This is a genomic window from Nonomuraea sp. NPDC003727 (assembly GCF_053586935.1).
Genome location: NZ_JBSFNE010000021.1, coordinates 91,332 through 116,382 on the forward strand (window position 1 = coordinate 91,332; position 25,051 = coordinate 116,382).

At 73.8% G+C, this 25,051-nt stretch carries 25 protein-coding genes; 16 read left to right on the forward strand and 9 right to left on the reverse strand.

The genetic code is table 11. The features are described 5' to 3' along the window. Positions 1–276 precede the first annotated feature (276 nt). Positions 277–1,230 (forward strand): extracellular catalytic domain type 1 short-chain-length polyhydroxyalkanoate depolymerase, encoded by a 954-nt coding sequence (locus tag ACWDLG_RS37510; protein WP_449929229.1) that lies wholly within the window; start codon positions 277–279, stop codon positions 1,228–1,230. A gap of 293 nt (positions 1,231–1,523) precedes the next feature. Here the strand turns inward: ACWDLG_RS37510 and ACWDLG_RS37515 are convergent, their stop codons facing one another. Next, complete coding sequence (locus tag ACWDLG_RS37515; protein WP_449929231.1) at positions 1,524–2,162, reverse strand: hypothetical protein; 639 nt, start codon at positions 2,160–2,162, stop codon at positions 1,524–1,526. Between the two features lie 235 nt (positions 2,163–2,397). Between ACWDLG_RS37515 and ACWDLG_RS37520 the strand changes: the two genes are divergently transcribed. From ACWDLG_RS37520 to ACWDLG_RS37530, 3 genes are all read left to right on the forward strand, one after another. Further along, positions 2,398–3,195, forward strand: coding sequence for a MerR family transcriptional regulator (locus tag ACWDLG_RS37520; protein ID WP_449929233.1), 798 nt, complete (start codon positions 2,398–2,400; stop codon positions 3,193–3,195). A 260-nt stretch (positions 3,196–3,455) separates the two neighbouring features. Further along, the gene (locus tag ACWDLG_RS37525; protein ID WP_449929235.1) at positions 3,456–3,854 is read left to right on the forward strand and encodes a hypothetical protein; all 399 of its coding nucleotides are present in this window, start codon (positions 3,456–3,458) and stop codon (positions 3,852–3,854) included. A gap of 62 nt (positions 3,855–3,916) precedes the next feature. Continuing rightward, complete coding sequence (locus ACWDLG_RS37530; RefSeq protein WP_449929237.1) at positions 3,917–5,536, forward strand: serine hydrolase; 1,620 nt, start codon at positions 3,917–3,919, stop codon at positions 5,534–5,536. 30 nt (positions 5,537–5,566) lie between these two features. On the opposite strand, the gene ACWDLG_RS37535 is transcribed toward ACWDLG_RS37530, so the two are convergent. From ACWDLG_RS37535 to ACWDLG_RS37555, 5 genes are all read right to left on the reverse strand, one after another. Then, the gene (locus tag ACWDLG_RS37535; RefSeq protein ID WP_449929239.1) at positions 5,567–6,544 is read right to left on the reverse strand and encodes an endonuclease/exonuclease/phosphatase family protein; all 978 of its coding nucleotides are present in this window, start codon (positions 6,542–6,544) and stop codon (positions 5,567–5,569) included. 105 nt (positions 6,545–6,649) lie between these two features. After that, the gene (locus ACWDLG_RS37540) at positions 6,650–7,237 is read right to left on the reverse strand and encodes a GTP-binding protein (RefSeq protein ID WP_354918048.1); all 588 of its coding nucleotides are present in this window, start codon (positions 7,235–7,237) and stop codon (positions 6,650–6,652) included. Then, positions 7,218–7,595, reverse strand: a complete 378-nt coding sequence (locus ACWDLG_RS37545; protein WP_354918051.1) for a DUF742 domain-containing protein — start codon at positions 7,593–7,595, stop codon at positions 7,218–7,220. Before ACWDLG_RS37545 ends, ACWDLG_RS37540 begins: the two co-directional genes overlap by 20 nt. After that, positions 7,592–8,017, reverse strand: coding sequence for a roadblock/LC7 domain-containing protein (locus ACWDLG_RS37550; RefSeq protein WP_449929242.1), 426 nt, complete (start codon positions 8,015–8,017; stop codon positions 7,592–7,594). Before ACWDLG_RS37550 ends, ACWDLG_RS37545 begins: the two co-directional genes overlap by 4 nt. Then, positions 8,014–10,443: a nitrate- and nitrite sensing domain-containing protein gene (locus tag ACWDLG_RS37555; protein ID WP_449929244.1), complete on the reverse strand. Its 2,430-nt coding sequence runs from the start codon at positions 10,441–10,443 to the stop codon at positions 8,014–8,016. The genes ACWDLG_RS37550 and ACWDLG_RS37555 overlap by 4 nt, the downstream gene beginning before the upstream one ends. A gap of 574 nt (positions 10,444–11,017) precedes the next feature. Here ACWDLG_RS37555 and ACWDLG_RS37560 point away from each other — a divergent pair. Continuing rightward, positions 11,018–11,395 carry an ACT domain-containing protein gene (locus ACWDLG_RS37560; RefSeq protein WP_449929246.1) on the forward strand — a complete coding sequence of 126 codons (378 nt, stop codon included), beginning with the start codon at positions 11,018–11,020 and terminating at the stop codon, positions 11,393–11,395. Positions 11,396–11,622: 227 nt separating this feature from the next. Then, positions 11,623–12,777 carry an epoxide hydrolase family protein gene (locus tag ACWDLG_RS37565; RefSeq protein ID WP_449929248.1) on the forward strand — a complete coding sequence of 385 codons (1,155 nt, stop codon included), beginning with the start codon at positions 11,623–11,625 and terminating at the stop codon, positions 12,775–12,777. 159 nt (positions 12,778–12,936) lie between these two features. On the opposite strand, the gene ACWDLG_RS37570 is transcribed toward ACWDLG_RS37565, so the two are convergent. After that, the gene (locus tag ACWDLG_RS37570) at positions 12,937–13,764 is read right to left on the reverse strand and encodes a nitroreductase/quinone reductase family protein (RefSeq protein ID WP_449929250.1); all 828 of its coding nucleotides are present in this window, start codon (positions 13,762–13,764) and stop codon (positions 12,937–12,939) included. Positions 13,765–14,138: 374 nt separating this feature from the next. Between ACWDLG_RS37570 and ACWDLG_RS37575 the strand changes: the two genes are divergently transcribed. The 4 genes from ACWDLG_RS37575 (at position 14,139) to ACWDLG_RS37590 (ending at position 17,541) form a co-directional block, all read left to right on the forward strand. Next, the gene (locus ACWDLG_RS37575; RefSeq protein ID WP_449929252.1) at positions 14,139–14,897 is read left to right on the forward strand and encodes a class I SAM-dependent methyltransferase; all 759 of its coding nucleotides are present in this window, start codon (positions 14,139–14,141) and stop codon (positions 14,895–14,897) included. A gap of 87 nt (positions 14,898–14,984) precedes the next feature. Then, positions 14,985–15,713 carry a hypothetical protein gene (locus tag ACWDLG_RS37580; protein ID WP_449929254.1) on the forward strand — a complete coding sequence of 243 codons (729 nt, stop codon included), beginning with the start codon at positions 14,985–14,987 and terminating at the stop codon, positions 15,711–15,713. Next, complete coding sequence (locus tag ACWDLG_RS37585; protein WP_449929256.1) at positions 15,713–16,903, forward strand: histidine kinase; 1,191 nt, start codon at positions 15,713–15,715, stop codon at positions 16,901–16,903. The genes ACWDLG_RS37580 and ACWDLG_RS37585 overlap by 1 nt, the downstream gene beginning before the upstream one ends. Beyond that, complete coding sequence (locus ACWDLG_RS37590) at positions 16,894–17,541, forward strand: response regulator transcription factor (RefSeq protein ID WP_449929258.1); 648 nt, start codon at positions 16,894–16,896, stop codon at positions 17,539–17,541. The genes ACWDLG_RS37585 and ACWDLG_RS37590 overlap by 10 nt, the downstream gene beginning before the upstream one ends. A 178-nt stretch (positions 17,542–17,719) precedes the next feature. Here ACWDLG_RS37590 and ACWDLG_RS37595 read toward each other — a convergent pair whose 3' ends face one another. Continuing rightward, complete coding sequence (locus ACWDLG_RS37595) at positions 17,720–18,739, reverse strand: helix-turn-helix domain-containing protein (protein WP_449929260.1); 1,020 nt, start codon at positions 18,737–18,739, stop codon at positions 17,720–17,722. Between the two features lie 54 nt (positions 18,740–18,793). On the opposite strand from ACWDLG_RS37595, the gene ACWDLG_RS37600 reads away from it, so the two are divergent. Next, positions 18,794–19,165, forward strand: a complete 372-nt coding sequence (locus tag ACWDLG_RS37600; RefSeq protein ID WP_449929262.1) for a DoxX family protein — start codon at positions 18,794–18,796, stop codon at positions 19,163–19,165. Positions 19,166–19,313: 148 nt separating this feature from the next. Further along, positions 19,314–20,465, forward strand: a complete 1,152-nt coding sequence (locus tag ACWDLG_RS37605) for an NAD(P)/FAD-dependent oxidoreductase (RefSeq protein WP_449929264.1) — start codon at positions 19,314–19,316, stop codon at positions 20,463–20,465. Between the two features lie 165 nt (positions 20,466–20,630). On the opposite strand, the gene ACWDLG_RS37610 is transcribed toward ACWDLG_RS37605, so the two are convergent. Then, positions 20,631–21,449: a UbiA family prenyltransferase gene (locus ACWDLG_RS37610; protein ID WP_449929266.1), complete on the reverse strand. Its 819-nt coding sequence runs from the start codon at positions 21,447–21,449 to the stop codon at positions 20,631–20,633. A 124-nt stretch (positions 21,450–21,573) separates the two neighbouring features. Between ACWDLG_RS37610 and ACWDLG_RS37615 the strand changes: the two genes are divergently transcribed. The 4 genes from ACWDLG_RS37615 (at position 21,574) to ACWDLG_RS37630 (ending at position 24,992) form a co-directional block, all read left to right on the forward strand. Beyond that, positions 21,574–22,626: a type III polyketide synthase gene (locus ACWDLG_RS37615; RefSeq protein ID WP_449929268.1), complete on the forward strand. Its 1,053-nt coding sequence runs from the start codon at positions 21,574–21,576 to the stop codon at positions 22,624–22,626. A 6-nt stretch (positions 22,627–22,632) separates the two neighbouring features. Then, the gene (locus tag ACWDLG_RS37620; RefSeq protein ID WP_449929269.1) at positions 22,633–23,151 is read left to right on the forward strand and encodes an isoprenylcysteine carboxyl methyltransferase family protein; all 519 of its coding nucleotides are present in this window, start codon (positions 22,633–22,635) and stop codon (positions 23,149–23,151) included. Beyond that, entirely contained in the window at positions 23,148–24,161 is a 1,014-nt protein-coding gene (locus ACWDLG_RS37625; protein ID WP_449929270.1) for an NAD(P)/FAD-dependent oxidoreductase, read from the forward strand. Before ACWDLG_RS37620 ends, ACWDLG_RS37625 begins: the two co-directional genes overlap by 4 nt. A 99-nt stretch (positions 24,162–24,260) precedes the next feature. Further along, a complete protein-coding gene (locus ACWDLG_RS37630; RefSeq protein WP_449929271.1) occupies positions 24,261–24,992 on the forward strand; it encodes an APH(3') family aminoglycoside O-phosphotransferase in 732 nt (243 codons plus the stop codon). Positions 24,993–25,051 lie beyond the last annotated feature (59 nt).

The window sequence follows — 25,051 nt, forward strand, 5'->3', positions numbered from 1 at the left end:
CGGGCGACGGCGCCGCGCTGGGGGTCTGGCATGGTGTGGCGGGCGCCCGGATGGCCGCGCCGGGGTCGCGCTGGGGGAACTCGGGCGTGGGCGGGTACGGCGACGCGGTGGTGAGCGGGGATCGTGTGCCTGGGCACAGCCGCGTCGTGAGCGGGCGATCCTGTGCTCCGGCACAGCCCGAAGGCGCGGGTCGGTTGCGCCGGCCCATCGACTTCGCGACCCCGCTGGCCCACGATCTCCCCTAAGCCTCGGCCACCCCACCCCACGGAGGCACGATTGAAACGTTTCGCCATCGCCGTCGCGCTCGCTCTCGCGGCCGCCACGCTGGTCGCGACCCCCGCGCACGCGGCGGGTACCACCTTCACCGGCACCTACACCAACGCGGCGGGCATCAGGGGCTACCGCGGCTACGTGCCGTCCTCCTACCAGCCCGGCACGCCGATGCCGCTGCTGGTCGCCCTGCACGGCTGCAACATGAGCGCCAAGGACATGGAGGACCTCACCCGATACAACGAGCTGGCCGAGGCCCGCGGCTTCATCGTGGTCTACCCCGAGCAGTCGATCCTGGCCAACCTGCTGCGCTGCTGGAACTTCGCCCCCGCCGGCAACCACATACGTGACAAGGGCGAGCCGTCGATCATCGCCGGCATCACCGCGAAGGTCCGCTCGCAGTACACGGTCGACACGCGCAGGACCTACGTCATCGGCGCCTCCTCCGGTGCGGCCATGTCCGTGATCATGGGGGCGACCTACCCCGACGTGTACGCCGCCATCGGCAGCGTGGCGGGTGGCCCGTTCCCGGGCGACCAGAACGCGACACCCGAGCAGAACGGCCTCTACGCCTACCAGGCGATGGGCGCCTACGCCCGCAAGGTGCCCGCCTTCGTGCTCCACGGCCTGGCCGACACCACCGTGGACGCGCAGCTCGGCCGCGACACCGTCACCCAGTGGGCGCAGACCGACGACCTCGCGCTCGACGGCGGCGTGGACGACGACGACGTCGACGCCGTCGCCGACATCACCAGGCAGGCCACGGAGAACGGCCGCGCCTTCACCCACTACACCTACAACCAGGCCGACACGGGCGAGTCGGTGATCGAGGCCTACTTCGTCGAAGGCATGGGCCACCGGTGGCCCAGCGGCTGCACGTGCAGCCGGTACGGTGACCCGCTCGGGCCCGACGCCTCACGCATCTCGTGGGACTTCTTCATGGCCCACCCCAAGCCATAACCCCAGGACGGTCCTGGCCGAAGCCCCGCGGCCCAGGACTGTCCGCAGGACGACCGTGGCCGTGCTCCGCCGGCCACGGTCGTCCCCCATCCGGGACGACCCTGGCCCGCGCCCCCGCGGCCAGGGTCGTCCTTTTTCTTTGGTGCGGCCCCGGTCACCCGTGGCGGGTGGGGGGTGGGTGGGGCGGCCTGGGTGGTTCGGGGGATCAGGGTGGGTGGGGTGGCCTGGGCGGGGTTCGGGGGAGGCGTCTTGAACGGGTGGGCGGGTCGTGGCGGAGGTGGTGGGGTTCGGGGTCAGGGGTGGCGTCGGCGGGGGCGGTCAGGGGAGCGGGCGGCCAGCGCCCAGGAGAGCCCCGTCGCCGCCACCAGGCCCGCCAGATACCACGGCAGGACCCGCTGCCTGTCCGCGTGGTCGCGGTAGTCCCAGTCGGTCATCACCGCGGTGGTACGCCATTCGGGGTCGTAGTGGATCTTCAGCGTCCTGTCGGCCGAAGGGGAGCTGGTACTGCTGTGTTCGACCTGGCCGCCGGGGCATGCCAGCACGTAGTCACGGACGGGCGCCCCGGAGCTCGTGACCTCCTCGTCGACCTTCCCGACGGTCGCGCTCCTGACCTGGCAGACGGCGGTCGTGCCGTACCTGGTGAGGTCGCCGAAGGCGAGATCCTCCTTCAGGGTCAGGCAGTAGGCCGGCAGCACCGGCACGCCCAGCGCCAGCAGGGCGACCGCGGCCTGGGCCTTCCGCGGCTGGGTCGGCGCGTGCCAGACCGGACCGGTGATGAGGCAGAAGCCGCCGAGCGTGGACATGATCACCGCGAGATCCCACAGGCCGGTGCGCACGCCCAGCCATACGCCCGCGGTGGGGAGCGCGAAGCCCACGACGGTCAGGGCCGCGCCGCGCAGCACGCGCAGGGTCAGACGTCCGCGCTCGCCCATGGGCGCCCGCCTCCCAAGATCCGGTTGCGGGGACAGCATCCCGCATGGCGCCCCGGCATCCGCAGGCGCCCCCGGCCGGCGCCCCCGGCAGCCGCTCGCTCAGGCGGGCAGCCGGGCTCGGGCTCGATGTTCGCTCGGCCGTACGCCGAGGGTGCGCCGTACGGGCACCGCCTTCCCCGCCGGACGCGCCCGCCTGAGTTGAACCTGCCCCAGGGGAAGGTCACACACTGGGCGCATGATGAACATCGGGGAATTCGCCGAGCTGACCGGTCTGAGCCTGAAGGCGTTGCGCCTCTACGGCGAGCAGGGCCTGCTGCCGCCCGCCTCCGTCGACGAGTGGTCGCGGCACCGCCGCTACAGCGCCGCGCAGTTCGACACGGCGCTCCGGCTCAGGGCGGCCCGCTCGGCCGGCCTGCCGCTGGCCGAGGCGCCGGCGCTGCTCGGCGACCCCGAGACGGCGGCGGCGACGCTGGCCGCCCACCGCGCCAGGCTGGCCGCCGAGCGCGACCGCCAGGACGCCGCCCTCGCCGCCCTCGACCGGCTGCTGGCGGGTCCGGTGCGATGGCGGACCGAGGTACGGCAGGCGCGGCGGCAGCACTGGGCCGGCGTGATCCTTCCGGCCGACGTGGCCGACGACGAGCAGGCCGACGAGCTGTTCGCCGGGCTGTGGCGCCGGCTGTCGGCCGCGGGCAACCCGCCGACGGGGGCGTTCTGGACCACGATCAGGGCCGCGCGGGGGAGCGAGACCGAGACGGAGGTGGTGTGCTGCTGGCCGGTCGCCGAGCCGCCGCCCGCCGACTGGGCCGACGTGGAGCGCGGCACCATCGAGCCCGGCGAGGAGATGGTGGTCCGGTGGAGGTTCGAGCAGGACGTCCCGGTCGTGGACGGGGCTGCGCATCCGGCCGTGCTCGCCCTGCTGGCGGCGGTGGAGAGCGAGGGGGTGGACGTGTCGCTGTCGCAGGTCCGCCAGATCGGGCTGCTGGAGGACGGGCAGCCGGTGGGCGTGGAGGTGGCGGTCCGCGTGAAGCTCTGACACGTTGACTCACCCGGGTTCCGAAACCCTGCTGCCCCCGTAATGTCAGGCCCGTATCATGCGTTTCCGGACCGCCCGGTGTGATCGCCCGCACGGCGCGGCCGAGGAGGCACCCGGTCGGACGAAGCACCGACGAGCTCGTTCGATCTTGTCGCGCGGGACACGACGGAGCGCCAGACTCGGGGTGAGCGCGAACGCCCGCCGAGGGGTTCGCGCAACGGGGGCTGCCCGGTCCACCGGGCAGCGGAACAGGGGGACGCATGGCGATGCAGCTGTACCTGGCCGAGCCGGACGCCCTCGGGCCGACGCTCGAGGCGTCGGCGCGGGACTGGTCGGCACGAACCGGCGTCGCGGTCGAGATCTGGGCGCTGCCCCGATCGCCGGTCACCGGCGAGGCCGCGGAGACGGTGCGCAACACCATCACCACGGTGCTCCGCCAGCTCGAGGGACGCCAGGGGACACGGAGGGTCTCCATCGCCGTCACGTCGGGGGACTACGGGCTCAGGCTGACCATCAGCCATGACGGCGCGGGCTCGCCCGAACCGGCCGCCGACCGCTTCGCCGCGCCCATGGCACGGTTCGCGGCGCTGCGTGGCAAGCTGACCGTCAACGACGTCCACGGCGCCGGCACGACCATCACCGGGGCGATTCCGCTGTAGCGCGCAGACAGGCGGTGACCCGGTGCGATCTGCGGAAACACCGCCTGGCTACGCTTTGTGAAGTGACACTGACGCGACGGTGCGCGGGCCTGGCGGCAGCGGGGGCGCTGGCCGTCACCGCGTGCGGCGCCGGTGACGCGGGCCATCCGGCCCGCGTCACGCCGCCGGCCCCCACGCCGACGCTGTCGGCGGCGCCGCCCGCCCAGCCGGCGCCCGCGCTCACCCGGGCGCGGGTCGATCTCGCCGTCTCCCGCCTCGACGGGGTCATCCGCGACATGATGGCCAGGACAGGCGTGCCGGGGCTGTCGGCCGCCGTCGTCCACCAGGACCGCACGGTGTTCCTGAAGGGGTACGGCGTCCGCCGGGTCGGCGACCCGCGACCCGTCGGCCCCGACACGGTCTTCCAGCTCGCCTCCCTCTCCAAGCCGCTGGCCTCGACCGTGGTGGCGGGGGTGGTGGGCGGCAGGACGGTCACCTGGGACGACCCCGTGGTCAAACACCTGCCGGGCTTCGCGCTCAAGGACCCATGGGTGAGCCGGCACGTCACCCTGGCCGACCTGTTCGCCCACCGCAGCGGCCTGCCCGACCACGCGGGCGACCTCCTCGAGGACCTCGGCTACGGCCGGCCGTACATCCTCGGCCACCTGCGCTACGAGCCGCTGGCGCCGTTCCGGGCGAGCTACGCCTACACCAACTTCGGCTTCACCGCGGCGGCGGAGGCGGCGGCGAAGGCCCGCGGCGTCACCTGGGAGGAGCTGTCGTCCCAGGTGCTGTACCGGCCGCTGGGCATGACCTCCACCAGCTCGCTCTTCTCCGCCTACGCCACGGCGCCCGACCGGGCCGCCCTCCACGTCAGGGTGGACGGCCGCTGGACGGCCAGGTACACCCGCGACGCCCAGGCGCAGTCGCCCGCCGGCGGGGCCAGCTCCACCGCCCGCGACCTGGTCGCGTGGATGCGGCTGCAACTCGGCGACGGCAAGCTCGGCGGCAGGACGGTCGTCGACCCGGCCGCGCTCCAGCGGACGCACCTGCCGCAGATCGTCTCCCTCCCGCCCCGCGCTCCGTACGGCGAGCCCGGGTTCTACGGCCTCGGCTGGAACGTGATGTACGACGAGCTGGGACGGCTGCGGCTCAACCACTCGGGCGCCTTCGCCCTGGGGGCGGCGACCACGGCGACGCTGCTGCCGACCGAGAGCCTCGGGATCGTGGTGCTCACCAACGGCCAACCGGTGGGCCTGCCCGAGGCCGTCGCCGCGACCTTCTTCGACATCGCCCAGCACGGCAGGCCGACGGTCGACTGGCTCGCCTTCTTCGGTCGGCTCTTCACCGCCATGGAGCAGGAAGAGCGATCGCCGATCGACTACGCCAAGCCTCCCGCCGCCCCCAGGCCGGCACGTCCGGCCGGCGCCTACACGGGCACCTACGGCAACGCCTACTACGGGCCGATGCGGGTGGCCGCCGAGCACGGCGGGCTGGTGATGCGGCTCGGCCCCGAGGGGCCCAAAGGGATGGCCTTCCCGCTGCGCCACTACGACGGCGACACCTTCGCCTTCCTCACCCGGGGCGAGAACGCCGCCGGATGGTCCGGTGCCCGGTTCGCCGTGGGGGAGAGCGGCAGGGCCACCGCGGTGACCGTCCAGCATCTCGACCAGAACGGGCTGGGCACCTTCACCCGGCGCTGACGGTACCGGCGAGCGGCGCCGCCGGCCCGGTCAGGGGAGGCGGAGCTCGGCGAAGACCGCCCGATGGTCGGTGCGGGGCACGTCGCGCACCTCGACCCTGGCCACGCCCACCCGCCGGTCCGCCAGCACGTGGTCGATGGCGATCAGCGGCGGGAGCAGCCGCCCGTGCGGCCACGTCGGGGTCAGCCCCCTGCCCACCGCCGTCGCGGCGTCGACGTACCCCTTCGCCAGCAGGTCCCGCAGCGCCCGGTGGTCGAGGCTGGCGTTGAAGTCGCCCGCGAGCACCCGCACCACGTCGGGCGACGGCGCGGGCATCGCCTTCAGGGAGGCGTTCCACTCGGTCACCATCGGCCCGAGCGGCGGGTTCGGGTGGATCGCCACCACCTGCGCCCTGGCCCCCGACGGCAGCGTCACGGTGGCGGCGGGCATGTTGTGGCCGATCGGCGTGAACAGTCCCTTCTCCTCCGTCAGCGGGTGCTTGGCGAACAGGCCGCTGCCGGTCGCGCCCCAGGCCGGTTGCAGCACCCGGTACGGCATGAGTCTGTCCAGCCCCGCCGCGTCCAGCCGCCTGACCGTCTCGGGCCCCAGTTCGAGCGCGCTGAACACGTCAGGGTCGTACTCCCGCACCAGCGCGACCACGGCCTCCGCGTCGGCCCGGGAGAACAGGTTGATCGACAGCACCTTGAGCGCGGGCCCCCGTGCCGTGAGCGGCTCGGGAAAGGCACGCGGCAGCACGGTGGCGGCCAGCGCCACGCACGCGGCCAGCGCCGGCACGGCCGCGGCCCTCCTGCGTACGGCCAGCGTCACCGCCGCGACCGCGCCGAGCGCCAGCCCGTACGGCGTGAGCGTCATCAGCTGGGTCAGGAACGAGCCGGTCTCCAGTCCGAAGACCCGCACGACCGCCCACGCCACGAGCACGGTCGCCACCAGCCACGACAGCCAACGCCTGCGTGCGCGCCGCGGCACCGTCCCAGGCGCCTGAAGACCCTTCTCGGCGGTGATGCTCACCCGAACCCCTTGCCTCGGCCTTTCCCACGCCCTTGCGTCGGTCTGTCCGTGACAGTGTGGGGGGCGGAGATGAAAGGCGGATGAAGCGCGAGGAAGGCGGCGCCGTCAGGGCGCCGAGTACAGCAGGCGGCGCTGGAGCGCGTGGTCGATCAGGCCGATGAGCATGTCGCGGCTGGAACCGCGGTCACGGGCGTCGCACAGCAGGATCGGGATGGCCGCGTCGAGCTGGAGCGCGAGCCTGATCTCCTCGACCTCGAACTGCTCGGCGCCGTCGAAGCAGTTGACCGCGACGATGAAGGGCGTGCCGCGCCGTTCGAAGTAGTCGACGGCGGCGAAGCAGTCGCCCAGCCTGCGGGTGTCGGCCAGGACGACCGCGCCGAGCGCGCCCAGCGCCAGCTCGTCCCAGAGGAACCAGAAACGCTCCTGGCCAGGGGTGCCGAACAGGTAGAGCACGTAGTCGGTGTTCAGCGTGATGCGCCCGAAGTCCATCGCCACGGTGGTGGAGCGTTTGGCCGAGACGCCGTAGACGTCGTCCACGCCGACGCCGCGTTCGGTGAGCAGTTCCTCGGTACGCAGCGTCCGCGTCTCCGAGACGGCGCTGACCATGGTGGTCTTGCCCGCCCCGAAACCGCCCGCGATCAGGATCTTGACCGCGTTGGGCATGCGGCGCCGTTCAGAGAGAGCGAAGACCATCGAGTACCGCCTTGTAGACCCGTGGGTCGTGGATGTCGCTGTCGGGGTGGGGATGCTGCACGTCGATCAGATCGTGTTCCAGGAGGTCGCCGAGCAGGACGCAGATCGCCCCCGGCGGCAGGTCCAGGTGGGAAGCCAGTTCGGCCACCGCGATCGGCGCCCTGGACAGGCGCAGGATCGCCGCGTGCTCGGGGTCGAGCCCGGGAGCCGGCCGGTCGGCCACCTCGGCCACCGCGATCGCCTGGGTGATCAGGGCGAAGGCGCCGCGGGCCGGCTGGGTGCGTCCCCTGGTGATCACGAAGGGGCGCAGCAGGCTCGGATCGACCTCGTGCTCGGGCGTGCCTGGACGGGTCGTCAAGCGACCTCACCTGCCCTCAGGTCGGCGGCGTCGGCCGGCGTGAGGCGGGCGCTGGTCGACAGGTGCTGGCCGACCTTGGCGATGAGCATCTCCATCTCGTAGGCCAGCAGGCCGAGGTCGGCGTCATGGGTGGTGAGCGCGGCCAGCCGGGCTCCGTGGCCCGCGATCGTCACGCGCAGGATCAGCTGTTGCCACTCCACGAGTGTCTGCTTGATCTGGCCGCCGCCCGCGTAGTCGGCGGCGGCCGCGGCGAGGCTCTGCAGGCTGGCGGCGACGGCCGACAGCCTGTCGGCGTCGTCGGGTTCGAGCCCGTCCGAGGTGGCGAGCAGCAGCCCGTCGCTGCTGAGGACGATCGCGTGCCGGATGTCGGAGACCCGGGTGACCAGGTCGTTGAGCAGCCAGTTCAGTTGTGCCGTGGTCATGTCGACTCCTGATCGCCGTGGTGGTCGCGACCGCCGAGCAGGCGCTCGGCGGCGGCGCGACCGCGGACGGTGCCCCGTTGCAGGGCCGCCAAGCGGGTGCGCAGCTCGTGCTCGTCATCCGCGATGTGCGGCACGTGCTCGTCGGGCGGCGGGCCGGCGGCGGAGGGGGCGGGGTGCTGGCGCAGTTCGGGAACGAGGCTGGTCTGGGGCACGCGCAGGGGGAGACCTCCGGGTGTGAAGTGCGGCTGGCCGGTGCTCCGGGCAGGCGTCGCCTGGCCGGGGCGTGAAGCGGGTACGGCTCCCGGCACCGGGGCCGGGGTCGGTGGACGGGCCGGGACGGACGCGACGGCGAACGCCGGTGCGGGCGCGGGCAGCGGCGCCGACGGCGTCACGGGAGCGGGCCGTGGGACGGGAGCAGCCGGTGTCCCGGGAGCGGGCCGTGCCCCGATAGCCGGCGGTGCCGATGTGGAGAGCGCCGGTGTGGGCGGTGCCGCTGTGGGCGGTGCGGGGCGCTGCCGTTGCGGCAGGGCAGTGGCGGGGGCGGTCCGCTGCGGGTGCGCCGCGGCGGGCGTGAACAGATCGCCGTGCTCCGGTTCCTGCAGCAGCTCCCGCGGCACCAGCACCACGGCGGCCACCCCGCCGTACGGCGAGGACTTGAGCGTCACGGAGATGTCGTGCCTGGCCGCGAGCCTGCTGACGACGTAGAAGCCGAGCCGCGCCGCCGTACCGGTGATCTTGAACTCCGGCGGGTCGGCGATCCGCCGGTTGGCCTCCGCCAGCTCCTCGGCGGACATGCCGAGGCCGCGGTCCTCGATCTCCAGCGCGTACCCGTTGGCGACGTGCTGCCCGCTGACCGTGACGGTCGTGGAGGGCGGGGAGAACGACACGGCGTTGTCGATGAGCTCGGCCAGCAGGTGGGTCAGGTCGCCGACGGCCCTGCCGAGCAGGTGGCTGTCGTCGAGCGGGGTGATGGAGACCCTGGCGTAGTCCTCGACCTCGGCCAGCGCGCCGCGCACCACGTCGAGCAGCGGGACCGAGCGCCGCCACGTACGAGCGGGGGTGGCGCCCGCCAGCACCAGCAGGTTCTCGGCCGCCCGCCGGGTCCTGACGGCCAGGTGGTCGAGCGTGTACAGGTCGGTCAGCTCCTGCGGGGTGGTGGCGCGGCGCTGCATGGCGTCGAGCGCGTCGAGCTGCCGCTTGACCAGCCCCTGGGTCCGGCGGGCCAGGCTGGTCAGCGTGTTGCGGGTGCTCAGCCGCAGTTCCGCCTGCTCGACCGAGACCCTGATCGCGGTCTCCTGCACGGTGTTGAAGGCGCGCGCCACCTCGCCGATCTCGTCGGGCCCGAACGCCAGCGGCGGCGCCTCCTCGGTCAGGTCGACGTCCTGGCCGTGGCTGACGCGTTCGACCACGCCGGGCAGCCGGTGCTCGGCCAGGTCCAGGGCGGCCGCCCGCAGCCGGTTCAGCTGCGCCAGCAGGGCCCTGGTGGTGGTGACCGCGAGCACGATCGAGGCGACGACCGCCACCAGGCCGAGCCCACCGGCGATCAGGAGGCGGACCAGCACGCCGACGGCGACCGGGACCGCCTGCTGGACCACGCGGTCGCCGCCGTCCTGGATCACCGCGTTGAGGCCGGACAGCGCGCCGTCGGCGGCGCTGCGCCACTGCTGGGCGGTGACCGGCGCCGCGCTCCCGGTGGGATCGGCCTCGGCCAAGGCGTGCTCCAGCGCGCGCAGCCGGGTCACCGGCGCGCTCGCTCGCCACTCGCGGAAGGCCCGCTGGTCCTCGGCGGGCAGCGCGGAGGCGGCCTGCTCCAGGGTGTAGGTGGCGATGGTGCTCGCCCTGACGATCTCGGACTGGTCGTCGCGGGTGAGGCTGCCGCCGGCCAGGACGCCGCTGACCAGCGCGTCCTCGCGGGACAGCAGCTCGCGGGAGACGCTCATCGCGCTGAGCGACCTGGCGTGCTTGGCGATCTCGTCGTCGTCGACGGCCGCCGCCGCGTCGTACATGTCGTAGAAGCTGTCGATCAGCGCGTCGTAGGCCGCCTGCGCCTGCCGGCGGTCCTGCTGTCCCGCGTCGACGCCCGAGCGCAGCTCGGGCAGGGTGGCCAGCTGCCGGACCACCTCCTGGGCGCGGACGTTGAGCGAGTCGGAGGCGGCCCACCGCGTGAGGGTGGCACGTGCGGACTCGTCGAACGCCACCCGCAGCCGGTCGTTGTCCGCGCGCTGCGCGCGCAGCTGCTGGCCGGCCACCGATCCCGAGCCGAGCGAGCCGATGGTCAGGCGCCGTTCGCGTTGCAGGCCCCATAACAGGGGTTCGCTCGGCTGGACGAGGTTGCCGTCGACCGTGGTGACCCACAGCAGGTTGATGCTGTCGGAGACGGTGACCCACGCGCTGAACGCCCACAGGGCCACCAGGGAGACCAGCATCGCGACGATCTTGCTACGGACCCGGGTTGCCCGCCATCGCCGGTGTTTGCTGCGGGCCTCCGAGGCCTTGTCAAGGCCGCGAGATGACCGCGTTTGTCGCACACCAGGGGAATGTGGCACTCGGCACACCCTAGCGATCGGACAAATCTCGCTCAAGATCCTCAGTGGATTGTGTCAGATCTCCCCTCGGTGGGGATCGTCCGCAAATCCCGGGCCGGGTGCGGCTCCGCGACGCGCTCCCGAGGCTTCCCGCGCACCGCAGCGCGGCACTCGCCCGCCCGGCCGGCGCGCAGGCGCCGGTGCGCCCGTAGCGGTGCCGCTGCGGAGCGTCAGGCCCGAAACGCCGTCCGTACGGCAGGCGGCCCGCCCGCCGTACGGGCGGCCGGTTCTCCGTCGAGGCGGGCGACCTTTTCCGGCGGAAGGCGAGCGTTCTCGTCGCCCCCGGCGTGTTCTTCGGACGCGAAGGGCGGTTCAGGATCACCATCGGAATGGACACCGGCCACCTGTCCCAGGCGCTCGAAGCCCTGTCGCCCGTCGTGGCCGAACTACCCGACGCTGTTCAGAGGTGATGGACGTGGAGCTCCGCCTCCTTTCCCGCGCGTACTCCGTCTGCCGGCTGCCGGCGGGCACCGCCGTACCGGCCCCGCCGCCGTCGGCCGAGCTGTACGGCCTGACGGTGACGGCCGACGAGGTCTCCGTCGTCTGCGCCACGGGCGAGGAGCCGCCGGGCGCCCAGGTGGAGAGCGGCTGGAGCGCGCTGCGGGTGGCGGGCGAGCTGGACTTCTCGCTCATCGGCGTCCTGTCGTCGCTCACCGCGCCGCTGGCCGAGGCGGGCGTGTCGGTGTTCGCGCTGTCGACGTACGACACCGACTACCTTCTGGTGCGGACGGCCGACCTGCGGCGGGCGTGGAAGGCGCTGGAGGCGCGCGGATACGTGATCAGCGAGGGCTGAGCCCCTCCATGCCGTAGGCGAGCCGGTCCCGGCGCGAACTCCGCCTCCGGCCTGGCGATCACGCACAGACTGGTCATATCCCTGTATAGTCGCGCGCGTCGCACGATACGAGGAGGTGAGCCTGATGACGACGTTCTTCCGTCCTGCCCGGGCCCTCCTGGTCGCCGCGTTCGCCTGATCCGCGTCCAGGAGCGCGCCCGTCCGCGTCACTCCTGAACGAAGGAACCATGACACTCGAGTCTTTTCGCATCACCGTTTCCGATGACGTCCTGACCGACCTGCGCGAGCGCCTGACCCGCACCCGGTTCACGACCGCGTCCGACCCCGCCTTCTGGGCGGCCGGGGTCGACCCCGACTACCTGCGCGAGCTCGTCTCCTACTGGGCCGACGGGTTCGACTGGAGCGCGGTCGAGTCGGCGCTCAACGCCTTCCCCCACCACGTGGCCGAGGTCGACGGCCGGCGGGTCCACTTCGTGCTCATGCGCGGCACGCGGGTGGAGGGGGCGCCGGAGCCGCTGCCGCTGGTCCTGACGCACGGCTGGCCGAGCAGCTTCGTGGAGATGCTGCGCGTCGCGCCCCTGCTGGCCGACCCCGCCTCCCACGGCGGCGATCCCGCGGACGCCTTCGACGTGGTCGTCCCCTCGCTGCCCGGCTTCCTGTTCTCCGAGCTGCCGCGCGAGCGGTTCACCCGCAAGGGCGTCGCGCGGACCTGGCACGCGCTCATGACGCGGACCCTCGGCTACCGCCGCTTCGGCGCCTTCGGCGGCGACATCGGCGGCGGGGTCACCCAGTGGCTCGGCGCGCTCTACCCGGACGAGGTCGCCGGCGTCCACATCACCTCGGCGGTCGTGACCTCCGACTTCACCGACGTCCCGCCGACTCCCCAGGAACAGGCCTTCCTCGACGCCCTCGCCGCCTACGACGTCACCGACCAGGGCTACAGCGAGATCATGTGGAGCAGGCCCGACACGATCGCCGCCGCCCTCATGGACTCTCCCGCGGGACTGCTGGCCTGGATCGCCGACAAGTACCGCGACTGGAGCGACTGCGGCGGCGACCTGGAGAAGCGCTGGGACAAGGACACGCTCCTGACGGTGGCCACCCTCTACTGGGCGACCGGCACCATCGGCTCGTCCTTCCGGCAGTACTACGACTACGGGCTCAACGAGCCGGTCCCCACGATCGGCGTGCCGGCCGCCGTCACGCTGAGCAACGAGCCCGCCTTCGCGGGCTTTCCCAGGAGCATGGCCGAACGCCTCTACGCCGACCTGCGCCACTGGAGCACCCCCGACCGCGGAGGGCACTTCATGGCGCACGAGGAGCCCGAGCAGGTGGCCAGGGAGCTGCAGGACTTCTTCCGCCCCCTACGGTCCACCGGCTGATCCGCGGTGCACCGGTTGAGCTGCGGTGCACCGGCTGGTCCGCGGTGCACCGGCTGATCCGCGGGTCTTCCGCTGGCCGCGGCTGACCCGCTGATCCGTGGGAAAGGGCCGCTTCCCGGCGATCGGGGAGCGGCCCTGCCGTTCAGCGGGACGGGCCGTTCAGCGGACCCCGCCGTTCAGGATCGGGATCAGCTGCTCCTCCTCGTAGTCGAGGTGCGCCTCGACCTCCTTGGTCAGCTCGTCGACCCCGGCCACGAGGGTGTCCCGGTCGAGCCCGTCGTCCGCGAGCAGCTCCTGCAGCCGGGCCAGCAGCCGCGCGACCACCTCGTGCTCCTCACGCAGGCGCTTCATGGCGGGGGCGAGCTCCGGATGCCTCGCCTCCAGGGAGGGGAACATCATCGTGTCCTCGCCCATGTGGTGGTGGTGCAGCCCCTGGCACAGCGACAGGCAGTTGACGCGCAGCTGCGCCCCGATGCCGGGACCCGACGCGGCGACCTCCTTGCGGATCAGGGCCAGCTCCCTGCGGAAGGAGCCGTGGATCTTCCTGAGCACCTCGCCCATCGGCCCCGCCGGCGGGCCGTCGTGGACGGGGTGGAGCGCGACGACGGGAATGACCCTGCTCGTCCTGGCCTGGTACTCGCCCCAGCCGGGGTCGGCTTCCACCGCGCGGTCGAACAGCCGGTCCCGCTCCTCGCCCTCCAGCACCACGGCGTCGGCCTCGTAGGTGAAGACGCCGTCCTCGACGGTGACGCGCGGGTGGGCGAGGAGGTTGTGGTACCAGGCGGGATGGGTGGGCGCGCCCATGGCCGAGGCGATGACGAGCATCCGGTCACCGTCGGGCAGGTAACCGAGCGGCGTCGTACGGCGGGCGCCCGTCCTGGCCCCCGTGGTCGTGAGCAGGAGCAGCCGCGCTCCCTCGAAGGCGCCGACCTGGCCGGCGTTGGCGCGGAACTCGTCGATGATCTGCTGGTTGAAGTCGTTGGTCATGCGTGTGTTCGCTCCAGGCGTGGATGAAGATCGTTGGAAAGTCGGGGAACGGCCCGCACAGGGCAGAAGACGCCGACGGACGGCGTGAAAGGAATCCCAGGAGTACAGGAGTACCGGGAGTACGCGGCGCCGGGCGTGGGGAGGCGCGCGGGAGGGTCGTGGCGGTTAACCGCGCTCGACAGTGTGAGAAGTCACGACATCATCCCCCTGATACGGCGCCTCCATGCCTCCGCCGTCCTCCCGGGCGGCGGCACGCGACGCGAAGGTCATTACAGGCGCATCCCGCAGATCTTGTCAAGGCGCTCGCGCCGGCACCGGAGGTCAGTCATGGGCCAGTGTCGTCGCGACCTGCGGGAGCGTGTGACGATCGAGGCATGACACGATCGTTCGACGACCTGGTGGCCGAGGCAGCCGCCGTACCGGTCGCCGGCTGGGACTTCTCCTGGCTCGAAGGGCGGGCGACCGAGGAGCGCCCGTCCTGGGGTTACCAGCGCATGATGAGCGACAGGCTCGCCACGGCCGGGGCCGCGCTTGACGTCGAGACCGGCGGGGGCGAGGTGCTGGCGGGAGCGCGGAGGCTGCCGCGCACCATGGTGGCCACCGAGTCGTGGCCGCCGAACATCGTCAGAGCGACCAGGCTGCTGCATCCCCTGGGCGCGGTCGTCGTCGCCACCTCCGGCGAACCGCCGTTTCCGTTCGCCGACGAGGCCTTCGACCTGGTGACCAGCCGGCATCCGGTGACCGTGTGGTGGAGCGAGATCGCCAGGGTGCTCCGGCCGGGCGGCACCTACTTCGCCCAGCACGTCGGACCCGGCAGCGTGTTCGAGGTGACCGAGTACTTCCTCGGCCCGCAGTTCGAGGCGCGCAGCAAGCGCCATCCCGCCGTCGAGACCGCCGACGCCGTGGCGGCCGGCCTGCGGATCCTCGACGTGCGCATGGAACGGCTGCGGATGGAGTTCTTCGACATCGGCGCCGTCGTCTACTTCCTGCGCAAGGTGATCTGGATCGTCCCCGGTTTCACCGTCGAGGCCCACCGCGACCGGCTGCGCGACCTGCACGAGCGGATCGCCAAGGACGGCTCGTTCGTCGCCCACGCGTCACGGGTGCTCATCGAGGCCCGCAAGCCGGCCTGAACCGCCGATCAAGGTAGAGAAACCTCTACCCGCGATCGGGCGCCAACCTTACTGCCCTTCACGCGAGCGATGACGATCATCGAAGGCATGAGAACAGTGACGATCAGGCCGCGGGTCCACGCGGTGGGAGCAGTGGTGGCGGCGATGGCGCTCGGCGTGGTCGTCGGCGGCGGCGGGCAGGCCGCCACCGCCGACGACGCGGGCGGCAGGGCCAGGTTCGAGGAGATCGACGTCCAGCGGATCAACATCGTCGAGCCGGACGGCAAGCCCCGCCTGGTCCTGACCAACAGGGTGAAGTCGCCGGGCGCCGTCGTCGACGGCGTCGACCTGGGCAACGGGGGGCTGCGGCCGGGCATGATGTTCTACAACTCCGCAGGCGACGAGAGCGGCGGCCTCGGGCTGCACAGCGGCCTGGTCGAGGGCAAGCCGGAGGCGTTCGGGCAGCTGGCCTTCGACCAGTACAAGCAGGACCAGACGCTGGTCCTGCGGTACGCGGAGGGCCAGGGCGAGCGGAGCGTCGGCCTGGAGGTCAAGGACCGGCCCGACACCCCGCTGTCGGCCATGTACGAGGAGTACAAGAAGATCCAGGAGATGCCGCCGGGCCCCGAGCGCGACAAGGCGATGGCGGAGTTCAAGGAGAAGTATCCTGCTCCGCAGCGGGCCTTCTTCGGCAAGAACCGCGACAGGTCGGTGGGGCTGACGCTCGCCGACGGGAAGGGGAAGCCGCGTATCGTGCTCCGGGTCGGCGAGGACGGCAGCCCGCGGATCCAGTTCCTGAACGCCAGGGGCGAGATCACCAGGACGATCAAGGGCTGATGACCACAGTCGTGATGCCATGGCCGGCGATACCGGGCAACCCGCTGCGCTTCCTCGCGTCGGCGTGGCCCTGGCGGGCGCTCGCCTACCTGGTGACCGGCCTGCCGGGCATCGCCGGTGTGGCCTTCCTGTGGTTCCTGGGCGAGCAGGCCGCACTGGTGGTCGGCGCGATCATCCTGATTGTCGCCGTGGGGGCGCTCAGCGGCCTGATCGCGGATCTGGAACGCAGACGGCTACGGCTGATCGACCCGGTCGAGGCGCGCGCGCCGCGGCCGGCGACCGCGAGCGTCCTCTGGCGGCAGATCGGGTACGCGCTCCTGATGGCGACGGTCCTGCCCACGGTCAACCTGGTCGTCCTGATCCTCGCCGGGCTGACCGTGACCTCGCTGGTCGGCTCGTTCCATTCCTGGCTGGCCGGCCGGCTGGACGCCGGGCCCGTGGCCGACGCGCTCAGCACGCTCGCCACGCTGGTCTGGCTGGCGGCCTGCGCCTACCTGGTCACGCTGATGGCCGTGGCGCAGGGGGCGCTGGCGCGCAGCATGCTCACCGCGCCTGCCGAAGCCAGGATGATCGAGCTGACCAGGTCGAGGGCCAGGCTGGTCGACGCGTTCGAGGCCGAGCGGCGGCGTATCGAGCGGGACCTGCACGACGGCACCCAGCACCAGCTGACCGCCGTGCTCATGCAGCTCGGCCTCGCCAGGCTCGACGTCGGAACCGACGCCGACCGTGCGGCGCAGGCCATCGACCTGGCCTACGGCCACGCGCAGGCCGCGCTGGACGAGCTGCGCCGCGTCGTGCGGGGCATGCATCCGTCGGCGCTCGCCGACCGGGGACTCGCGGTGGCCGTCACCGAACTGGCCCGCCACTGCCCGGTGCCCGTGACGCTCGACCTGGACCTGCCCGTGCGCCCGCCGCCCGGGGTGGAGGCGGCGGCCTACTTCTGCGTCTCCGAGGCCCTCACCAACGTGATCAAACACAGCGGGGCCCGCCAGGCCGCCGTCAGCGCCACGCTGTCGGACGGCCGGCTCGTCGTCGAGGTGAGCGACGACGGCGCCGGCTCGGCCGATCCCGCGGCCGGCAGTGGGATCAGCGGGCTGGCCGACCGGGTCGGCGTGCTCGACGGGATCCTCTCGCTCAGCAGCCCCCCTGGAGGGCCGACGACGCTCAGGGTGTGCATCCCATGCGATTGATGATCGCCGAAGACTCGGTGCTGCTCAGGGAGGGACTGACCGGCATCTTCGCCAGGTTCGGGCACGAGGTCGTCGCCGCCGTCGGCAGCGCGGGCGAGCTGCTGCACGCCGTCGCCCGCGAGGTGCCCGACCTCGTCGTGGTGGACGTCCGCATGCCGCCGACCTTCCGCGACGAGGGGCTGAGGGCGGCCATCGCGCTGCGCGGCGACCATCCGGGGCTCGGCGTCCTGGTGCTGTCGCAGATCGTCGAGGAGGCGGCGGCGGGCGAGCTCATGGCGGCGGGCACGCGCGGCATCGGCTACCTGCTCAAGGACAGGATCGGGGCGATCACCCAGTTCGTGGCGGACGCCGAGGCGGTCGCCTCCGGCGGCACGGTCCTCGACCCGGACGTGATCCACCAGCTGTTCGCCCACCGCCGGGCCCACGACCCGCTCGACACGCTGTCCCCGCGCGAACGCGAGGTGCTCGCGCTGGTCGCCGAGGGCCGCTCCAACAGCGCGATCGCCCAGCGGCTCCACGTGTCGGAGGCGGCCGTGGCCAAGCACGTCACCGGCGTCTACACCAAGCTCGGCCTCGGGCTCGACGGAGACGACCACCGCAGGGTGCTCGCCGCCCTCACCTTCCTCCGCTCCCGCTGACCACCTGGCCGAGTGCCGGCCTCCCGCGAGAGCCGGGCCCGCCGCCCCGGCGGGTGCCCCAGCGGCCCGCGGCCGGGTGCCGGGATCGCGGGGGCGTTTCCGCGGCAGAAGGGTTGGAGCCGGCGCGCCCTCGAACGCAACCCGGCGTGCGGGACCCCCCGAGGGCCTTCCGGGATCGTCACCCGGCGCCGCGTGGTGTCCTCAGCGCGAGCGGGCAGCCGCCCCCCGGCGCTTCGCGGGGGGACGGGGACGGGGCGAGGTCCGATACGGCAGGGGATGAGGACGGGGTGGGGTCCGGTAGGCCGGGGGACGGGGACGCGGGGCGGCCCGGCACGGGGTGGGTCGAGAGGGAGACGGGGGTGCGGCCGAGCATGGCGCGGGCGGTGCGGGCCAGATGGGCCTGGTCGGCGAACCCGGCCGTCGCCGCGGCCGACGCCACCGAGGAGCAGGCGAGCTGGGCGACGGCCGCGCGCAGGCGTGCCCACTGGCGCAGCCGTACCAGCGGGATCCCGACGGACGCGCGGACCAGGGCGCGCAGCCGCGGCACGGACAGCCCGACCTCGGCGGCGATGGCATGGACGGGCAGTTCGGGGGAATCGACGGCCATCGCATGGACGGGCAGCCCGAGATCGGCGGCGATGGCATGGATGGGCAGTTCGGGGGAATCGGCGGCCATCGCATGGACGGGCAGCCCGAGATCGGCGGCGATGGCATGCACGGGCAGTCCGGGGGGAATGGCGGCCATCGCATGGACGGGCAGCCCGGGGGCGATGGTGGTGGTGTGGACGCGCGGGCCGGGGGCGGCGGCGGGCGGGGTGGCGGTGGCCAGGGCCAGCGCGTGGGCCACGCGGGGGTCGAGCGCCGGGCCGGGCCCGGCCAGCGCCACGAGCTCGGGCAGGGCGGCGCCGCGGGCCAGAGCGTCCCGCAGCCGCCGTACGGCATGCCCGTCGAGCGCCGTCACCTCCCGTGGCGCGCCCAGCAGCCACGGATCGACGAACAGCGCCGTGTAGGCCGAGGTCACCGCGGCGGTGTGGGCCAGCTGGGGCGGCACGAGCAGCCCCGCCCCCCGGACGCGCCCCGCCACGGCGGTCCCCCGCTCGGGAAGGACGACCTTCCACACCGGGTGCAGGTGGCGGGCGACGGCCGCCGGGCCGTTCTCCTCGAACACGGTCAGCCCGCCGCCGGGGGCGAACGCCAACCGGCGATCGTTTCGTTCAAGCGCTCGCGCGGGCGCGGGGGTCAGCATGGCGTCATGCACGATACCGCCGCCATCGCCCTGGCCCTCTTCCTGGTCGCCGTGGGGATCTCCCACTTCGTCTTCCCCGGTTATTTCCGCACACTCGTGCCCGGCTGGTTCCCCTGGCCGGGGCCTGCCGTCGTGGCCGGCGGGGTGGCGGAGATCCTCCTGGGCGTGCTGCTCGCCGTCCCCGGCGGCAGGGCGGCGGGAGGGTGGGCCGCCGCCGCGCTCATCACCGCCTACCTCGCCTCGCACGTCGACGCGCTCCGGCACGCGCACCGCGACCGGCCGCGGCTGCTGGACCGTCCGGCGGGCGCGGTGGCCCGGCTGGTGGTCAACGCCGCCTACATCGGCTGGGCGGTCATGGTGGCGCTCACCGCGCCCTGACGCGCGCTCACCGCGCCCTGACGCGCGCTCACCGCGCCCTGACGCGCACCCCTGACGCGCGATCTCCCGACCTCCGTGGCCGGTCCTCGAACCGGGCACGGGGTCCCGGGGACGTTTCGCCGGGAGGGTGGCGTGGCAGGTGTCCTGAATGGCAACCGTGTGGGACCTGGTGGTGGTCGGCGGCGGGCCCGCGGGGTCGGCGGCGGCCCTGCGCGCCAAGCAGCTCGACCCCGCCGCGCGCGTCCTGCTGCTCGACAGGGACGACTTCCCCCGCGACAAGGCGTGCGGCGACGGCATCGCCGCGCACGGCGGCGACGAGCTGGCCCTGCTCGGCCTGCCCGACCTCATCGCCGACTACCGGCCGACGCGGCGCCTGTCGGTGGTCTCGCCCGGCGGCGTGCGCGTCTCGGCCACGGTGGCCAGGCCCAACCATGTCGTGCCGCGCATGGTGTTCGACGCCCGCCTCGTCGCGGCGGCCCGCGCGCGGGGCGTCGAGGTGCGCCGCCACCGCGTCCGCTCGCTGGACGCCGCCGACGGCCACGTGGTCATCGACGGCGAGGTGCGCACCCGCACGGTCGTCGCGGCGGACGGCGCGCACTCCACCGTGCGCCGCGTGCTCGGCGTGCGGCCGGCGCCCGACAGGCACACCGCGATCGCGGTGCGCGGCTACGCGGACCTGCCCGGCGCCGACGACGCCCAGCTCATCGCCATGCAGCGGGCCGGGTGGCCGGCGTACGCGTGGTCGTTCCCCATCGGCGACGGCACCGCGAACGTGGGGTTCGGCATGCTGCTGCCCCGGCTGCGGGCGACCGGCCTGCCCGGCCGGCAGGTGCTGCACGGCAGGCTCGCCGAGCTGCTGCCCGACCTGCCCGCCCGCGACCTGCGCGCCCACCACCTGCCGCTGTCGCCGGGCCGCCCGCGGCCTGGCGCGGGAAGGGTGCTGCTCGCCGGCGACGCCGCCGGTCTCGTCAACCCGCTCACCGGCGAGGGCATCTACTACGCCCTGCTGTCGGGCAGGCTCGCCGGCGAGGCGGCCGTCACCTCGACCGGCGACCCGCTGGCCGCCTACCGGCGCGCCCTGCGCGGCGCGCTCGGACGGCACCTGCTGACGACCGACGTGCTGGCCCGCGTGGCGCAGTCGCCGGGGTTCATCGACGCGGCGATCGAGACGGCCGCGCGCCGGACCGAGGTGTTCGACCTGCTGGTGGAGGTGGGTCTGGGCGCGGGTACGGTGCCCGTCCCGCTGATGTGGGCGGTGGTACGCCGCTGGCTGGCACGCAGCCTGCGCCGAGAGGGCTGAGGCGCGCCGGACGGCCGGCGACACCGGCGGCCGCCGGCACTGAGGCGGGACGGCCGGGGAGAGCCGGTGGCTGCCGGCACTGCGGTGGGGTGGGACGGCCGGGGAGAGTCGGTGGCCGTCAGATGGGCGGTGAGGCGGACGACCGGGGGAGAGCCGGGCCGTCCGTCAGGCGGTGAGGTGGGCGCCGTTGGCGACCAGGAGGGCGACGTCGATCGCGGCCACCAGGATCGACGCGGTGAAGGGCGCCTTCGGCAGACGACGTCCCAGCGCCACGCCCGCGGCGGCGACGCCGGTGGCCACGACGAGCGCGATCCAGGCGGCCGGGCCCGCCGCGCCGTACGGGCCGAAGGCCAGCAGCGCGGTGGCCGCCAGCAGCGGCAGCGGGACCAGCAGGGAGACGGTGGGGCGGCCCAGTCGCTGCGGCAGGCCGCGCACGCCCGCCGCCAGGTCGGCCCGGATGTCGGGCAGCACGTTGGCCAGGTGCGCGCCGACCCCCAGCAGCGCGGCGGCCAGGACCGCCCACCAGGCGGGCCACGGCCGTCCGGGCAGGCCCAGCGTCACGAAGGCCGGCAGCGCGCCGAACCCCACCGCGTAGGGCAGCCAGGACCACACTGTCGCCTTGACGCCGAGGTCGTAGGCCCACGCGGCCCCGACGCCCGCCAGGTGCACGGTGCCTGCCAGCCAGCCCGAGGCCAGCGACAGCGGGACGCACAGCCCCAGCGCGACGAGCGCGGCGGCGCGCACGGTGCGGGCGCGCACCGTTCCGGCCACGATCGGCTTGCCGGCGCGTCCGGCGGCCGTGTCGCGGCGGGCGTCGACGGCGTCGTTGCACCATCCGATCGACAGCTGCCCGGTCAGGACGGCGGCGCCGACCAGCGCGCACCCCGCGGCGTCCCGCCCGCTGGCCACGGCCAGCACGGTGACCAGGAACGTGACCGCGACGGTCGGGCCGGGATGGCAGCTGCCGGCCAGCCCTCTGAGCACCCGCGCCGACCTCACCGCCCGTCACACCAGCCGATCATTGGCAGCCGAATCCATGCCGTCTCATGGGCATAGTAGCCAGCGGGCAGGGCAGCCTCCCGGACAAGTGTCTACCGGAGGGGTGCCGATGACCTGGATCGCAGCCGTCCACGGCGTGCTGCCCCCCAACCGCTACCCGCAGGGCGAGCTCACCGATCTGGCCGCCCGCACCTTCCTGCCGGCAGGCGCCGACCGCCGGCTGCTCGACCGGCTGCACACGAGCGCCAGGGTCGAGTACCGGCATCTCGCCCTCCCGCTGGACCAGTACGGCAAGCTCGACGGCTTCGGCGCCGCCAACGAGGCGTTCGTCTCGGCGGCCGTCGAGCTCGGCGCCGAGGCGGTCGGCGCGGCGTTGGACGAGGCGGGTCTGGCGCCCGGCGACGTGGACCTCATCATGTTCACCTCCGTCACCGGTGTCGCCGCGCCCTCGGTGGAGGCCAGGGTGGCGGTCCGCCTCGGGATGCGGCCGGACGTCAAGCGCATCCCGGTCTTCGGCCTGGGCTGCGTGGCGGGCGCGGCGGGGATCGCCAGGCTGCACGACTACCTGCTGGGCCGGCCAGGCGACGTCGCCGTGCTGCTGTCGGTGGAGTTGTGCTCGCTCACCTTGCAGCGTGGCGACGCCTCCACGGCCAGCCTGGTGGCCAGCTCGCTGTTCGGCGACGGCGCCGCCGCGGTGGTGGCGTGCGGGTCGGCGCGAGAGGGGAACGGTCCCTGCGTGCTGGCCACGCGCAGCCACCTGTATCCCGGCACCGAGCAGGTCATGGGGTGGGAGGTCAGGGACGGCGGCTTCGGCGTGGTGCTCGACGCGGGCGTCCCCGAGGTCGTGCGCGCCCACCTCGCCGGCGACGTGCGCGGTTTCCTGGCCGACCACGGCCTGAACATCGGCGAGGTGGCGGCGTGGGTGTGCCACCCGGGCGGGCCGAAGGTGCTGGAAGCGGTGGCCGAGGCCCTCGACCTGCCGCCGGGCGCGCTCGACCTGACCTGGCGCTCGCTGGCCGCCAACGGCAACCTGTCGTCGGCCTCCGTCCTGCACGTGCTGCGTGACACGCTGCGCCTGCGTCCACCGCGGCCCGGTACCGCCGGGCTGCTCATCGCGATGGGCCCGGGGTTCTGCTCCGAGCTCGTCCTGCTGCGCTGGTAGCCGCTGATGCCGTGGTATTCGCTGCTCGTGCTGCTCGTGGGCGTGGAACGCCTGGCCGAGCTGGTCGTCGCCCGCCGCAACGCCCGCTGGAGCATGGCGCGCGGCGGGCGGGAGTACGGCCAGGGCCACTACCCGTGGATGGTGGCCCTGCACACCGGGCTGCTCGCCGGTTGCCTGCTGGAGGTGTATCTGGCCGGCAGGCCGTTCGTTCCCGCGCTCGGCTGGCCGATGCTGGCCCTCGTGCTGGCCGCGCAGGCGCTGCGGTGGTGGTGCGTCGCCGCGCTGGGGCCGCGCTGGAACACGCGGGTCATCGTGGTGCCGGGGCTGCCGCTGGTGCGCCGTGGGCCGTACCGGCTGGCCTGGCTGCGCCACCCGAACTACGTGGCGGTGGCCGTCGAGGGCGCCGCGCTCCCGCTCGTCCACTCGGCCTGGATCACCGCGCTGGTCTTCACCGTGGCCAACGCCGTCCTGATGGCGGTGCGGATCCGCTGCGAGAACACGGCGCTGGCCGCCCTCCCGGCATGATCGACGTGCTGGTGGCGGGGGGCGGGCCGGCCGGGCTGGCCACCGCGATCCACGCCGCCCTCGCCGGGATGAGCGTCGTGGTCGTCGAGCCGCGGCGCGCGCCCGTCGACAAGGCGTGCGGCGAGGGGCTGATGCCCGGCGGCGTCGCCGCGCTGCGGGCGATGGGGGTGGCGGCCGGCGGGCACCCGCTGCTGGGCATCGACTACGTGTGGGGGGAGACCCGCGCGCGGGCCGGTTTCGCCGCCGAGCCGGGCCGCGGCGTGCGCCGTACCTCGTTGCACGCGGCCATGTCGGCGCGGGCCGCGGAGCTGGGCGTCCCCGTCGTCACCGGCAGGATCACGCGCGTCCGCCAGGACGCGCGAGGGGTGGTGGCGGGCGGCCTGAGCGCCCGCTGGCTGGTGGCCGCCGACGGGCTGCACTCCCCGCTGCGCACGTCGCTGCGCCTGGGCGTGCGCGACCCGCGCCCCCACAGGTACGGCCTGCGCAGGCACTACCGCATGGCGCCGTGGTCCGACTTCGTCGAGGTGCACTGGTCGGAGGTGGGGGAGGCGTACGTGACCCCGGTGGGTGACGACCTCGTCGGGGTGGCGATCCTGAGCGCGCGGCGCGGCGGCTACGACGAGCACCTGGCCGCCTTTTCCGGCCTGACGCGCAGGCTCACCGGTCCCGCCGTGACGCCGGTACGCGGGGCGGGCCCGCTGCGCCAGCGGGTCAGGAGCAGGGTGGCCGGGCGGGTCCTGCTCGTCGGTGACGCCGCCGGATACACCGACGCGATCACCGGTGAGGGGGTCAGCCTGGCCGTCCTGTCCGCGGGGGCGCTCGTGGACTGTCTCGTGGCCGGCCGCCCCCACGACTACGAGCGGGAGTGGCGGCGGCTGTCCCGGCGGCACCGGCTGCTCACCGAGGCGTTGCTGGGCGTCGCCCGCAGGCCGGGTACGGCCCGCCTGGTCGTGCCCGCGGCCGCCCGGCTTCCCGCCCTGTTCACGGCCGTGGTGCGGGCGCTGGCCTGACGGGACGGCCGCGGGCGTTCCCATGGCGGCGGACGACCGGCGGGAAGGCGCCGAAAACCAGCAGCCGAAGATCACGATGCCCGCCTATGCTCGGGCATCGTGCGGTTTTCTGAACGAGTTCTGGATCTGTTCGGCGAGGATGCCGTCTGGTCGGACGACCACGAGGGCATGAGCGGTCACCTGTCGCGGGTGACCAGCGCGGCGGGGGTCTTCTACGTCAAGCACGGTCCCGTGGCCCGCGAGGAGTACGAACGGCTGCGCTGGTTGAAGCACTGGATGCCGGTCCCCGATGTCGTGGCCTTCGACGAGGACGCGCTCGTGCTGGCCGACGTGGGGTGGCCCAGCCTGGAGCGCGGCGCGCCGGCGGACATCGGCACGATCATGGGAGGCGTGCTCCGCGAGCTGCATGCCGTACCGGTCGGGGAGTGCCCCTTCGACGAGGGGCTGGAGGTCAGGCTCGCCCGCGCGGGCGAGCGGCTGCGGGCCGGGCTGGTCGACCCGGACGACTTCGACGACGACCACGCCGGCCTGACGGCGGCGCAGGTCTACGACCGGCTGCTGGCCGAACGGCCCGCGCGCGAGGACCTGGTCGTCGCCCACGGCGACTACACCCCCGGCAACGTGCTGGTCTCGGCCACGGGAGGGCCGGTGCTGATCGACGTGGGCGGTCTCGGTGTGGCCGACCGCTACCTGGACCTCGCCATCGCGCTGCGCGACCTCGGCGAAGACTACGGCGAGTCGGCCGTCGCCGACTTCCTGGCCGCCTACGGCCTGGCGGAGGTCGACCGGTGGCGCCTCGACTACTACCGGTTGCTGGACGAGATGTTCTGAGGCGGCGTGCCGGGGCGGGGCCCGGGCCGCGCCTTCGGCATTCACCTTCTCCTGTCCGG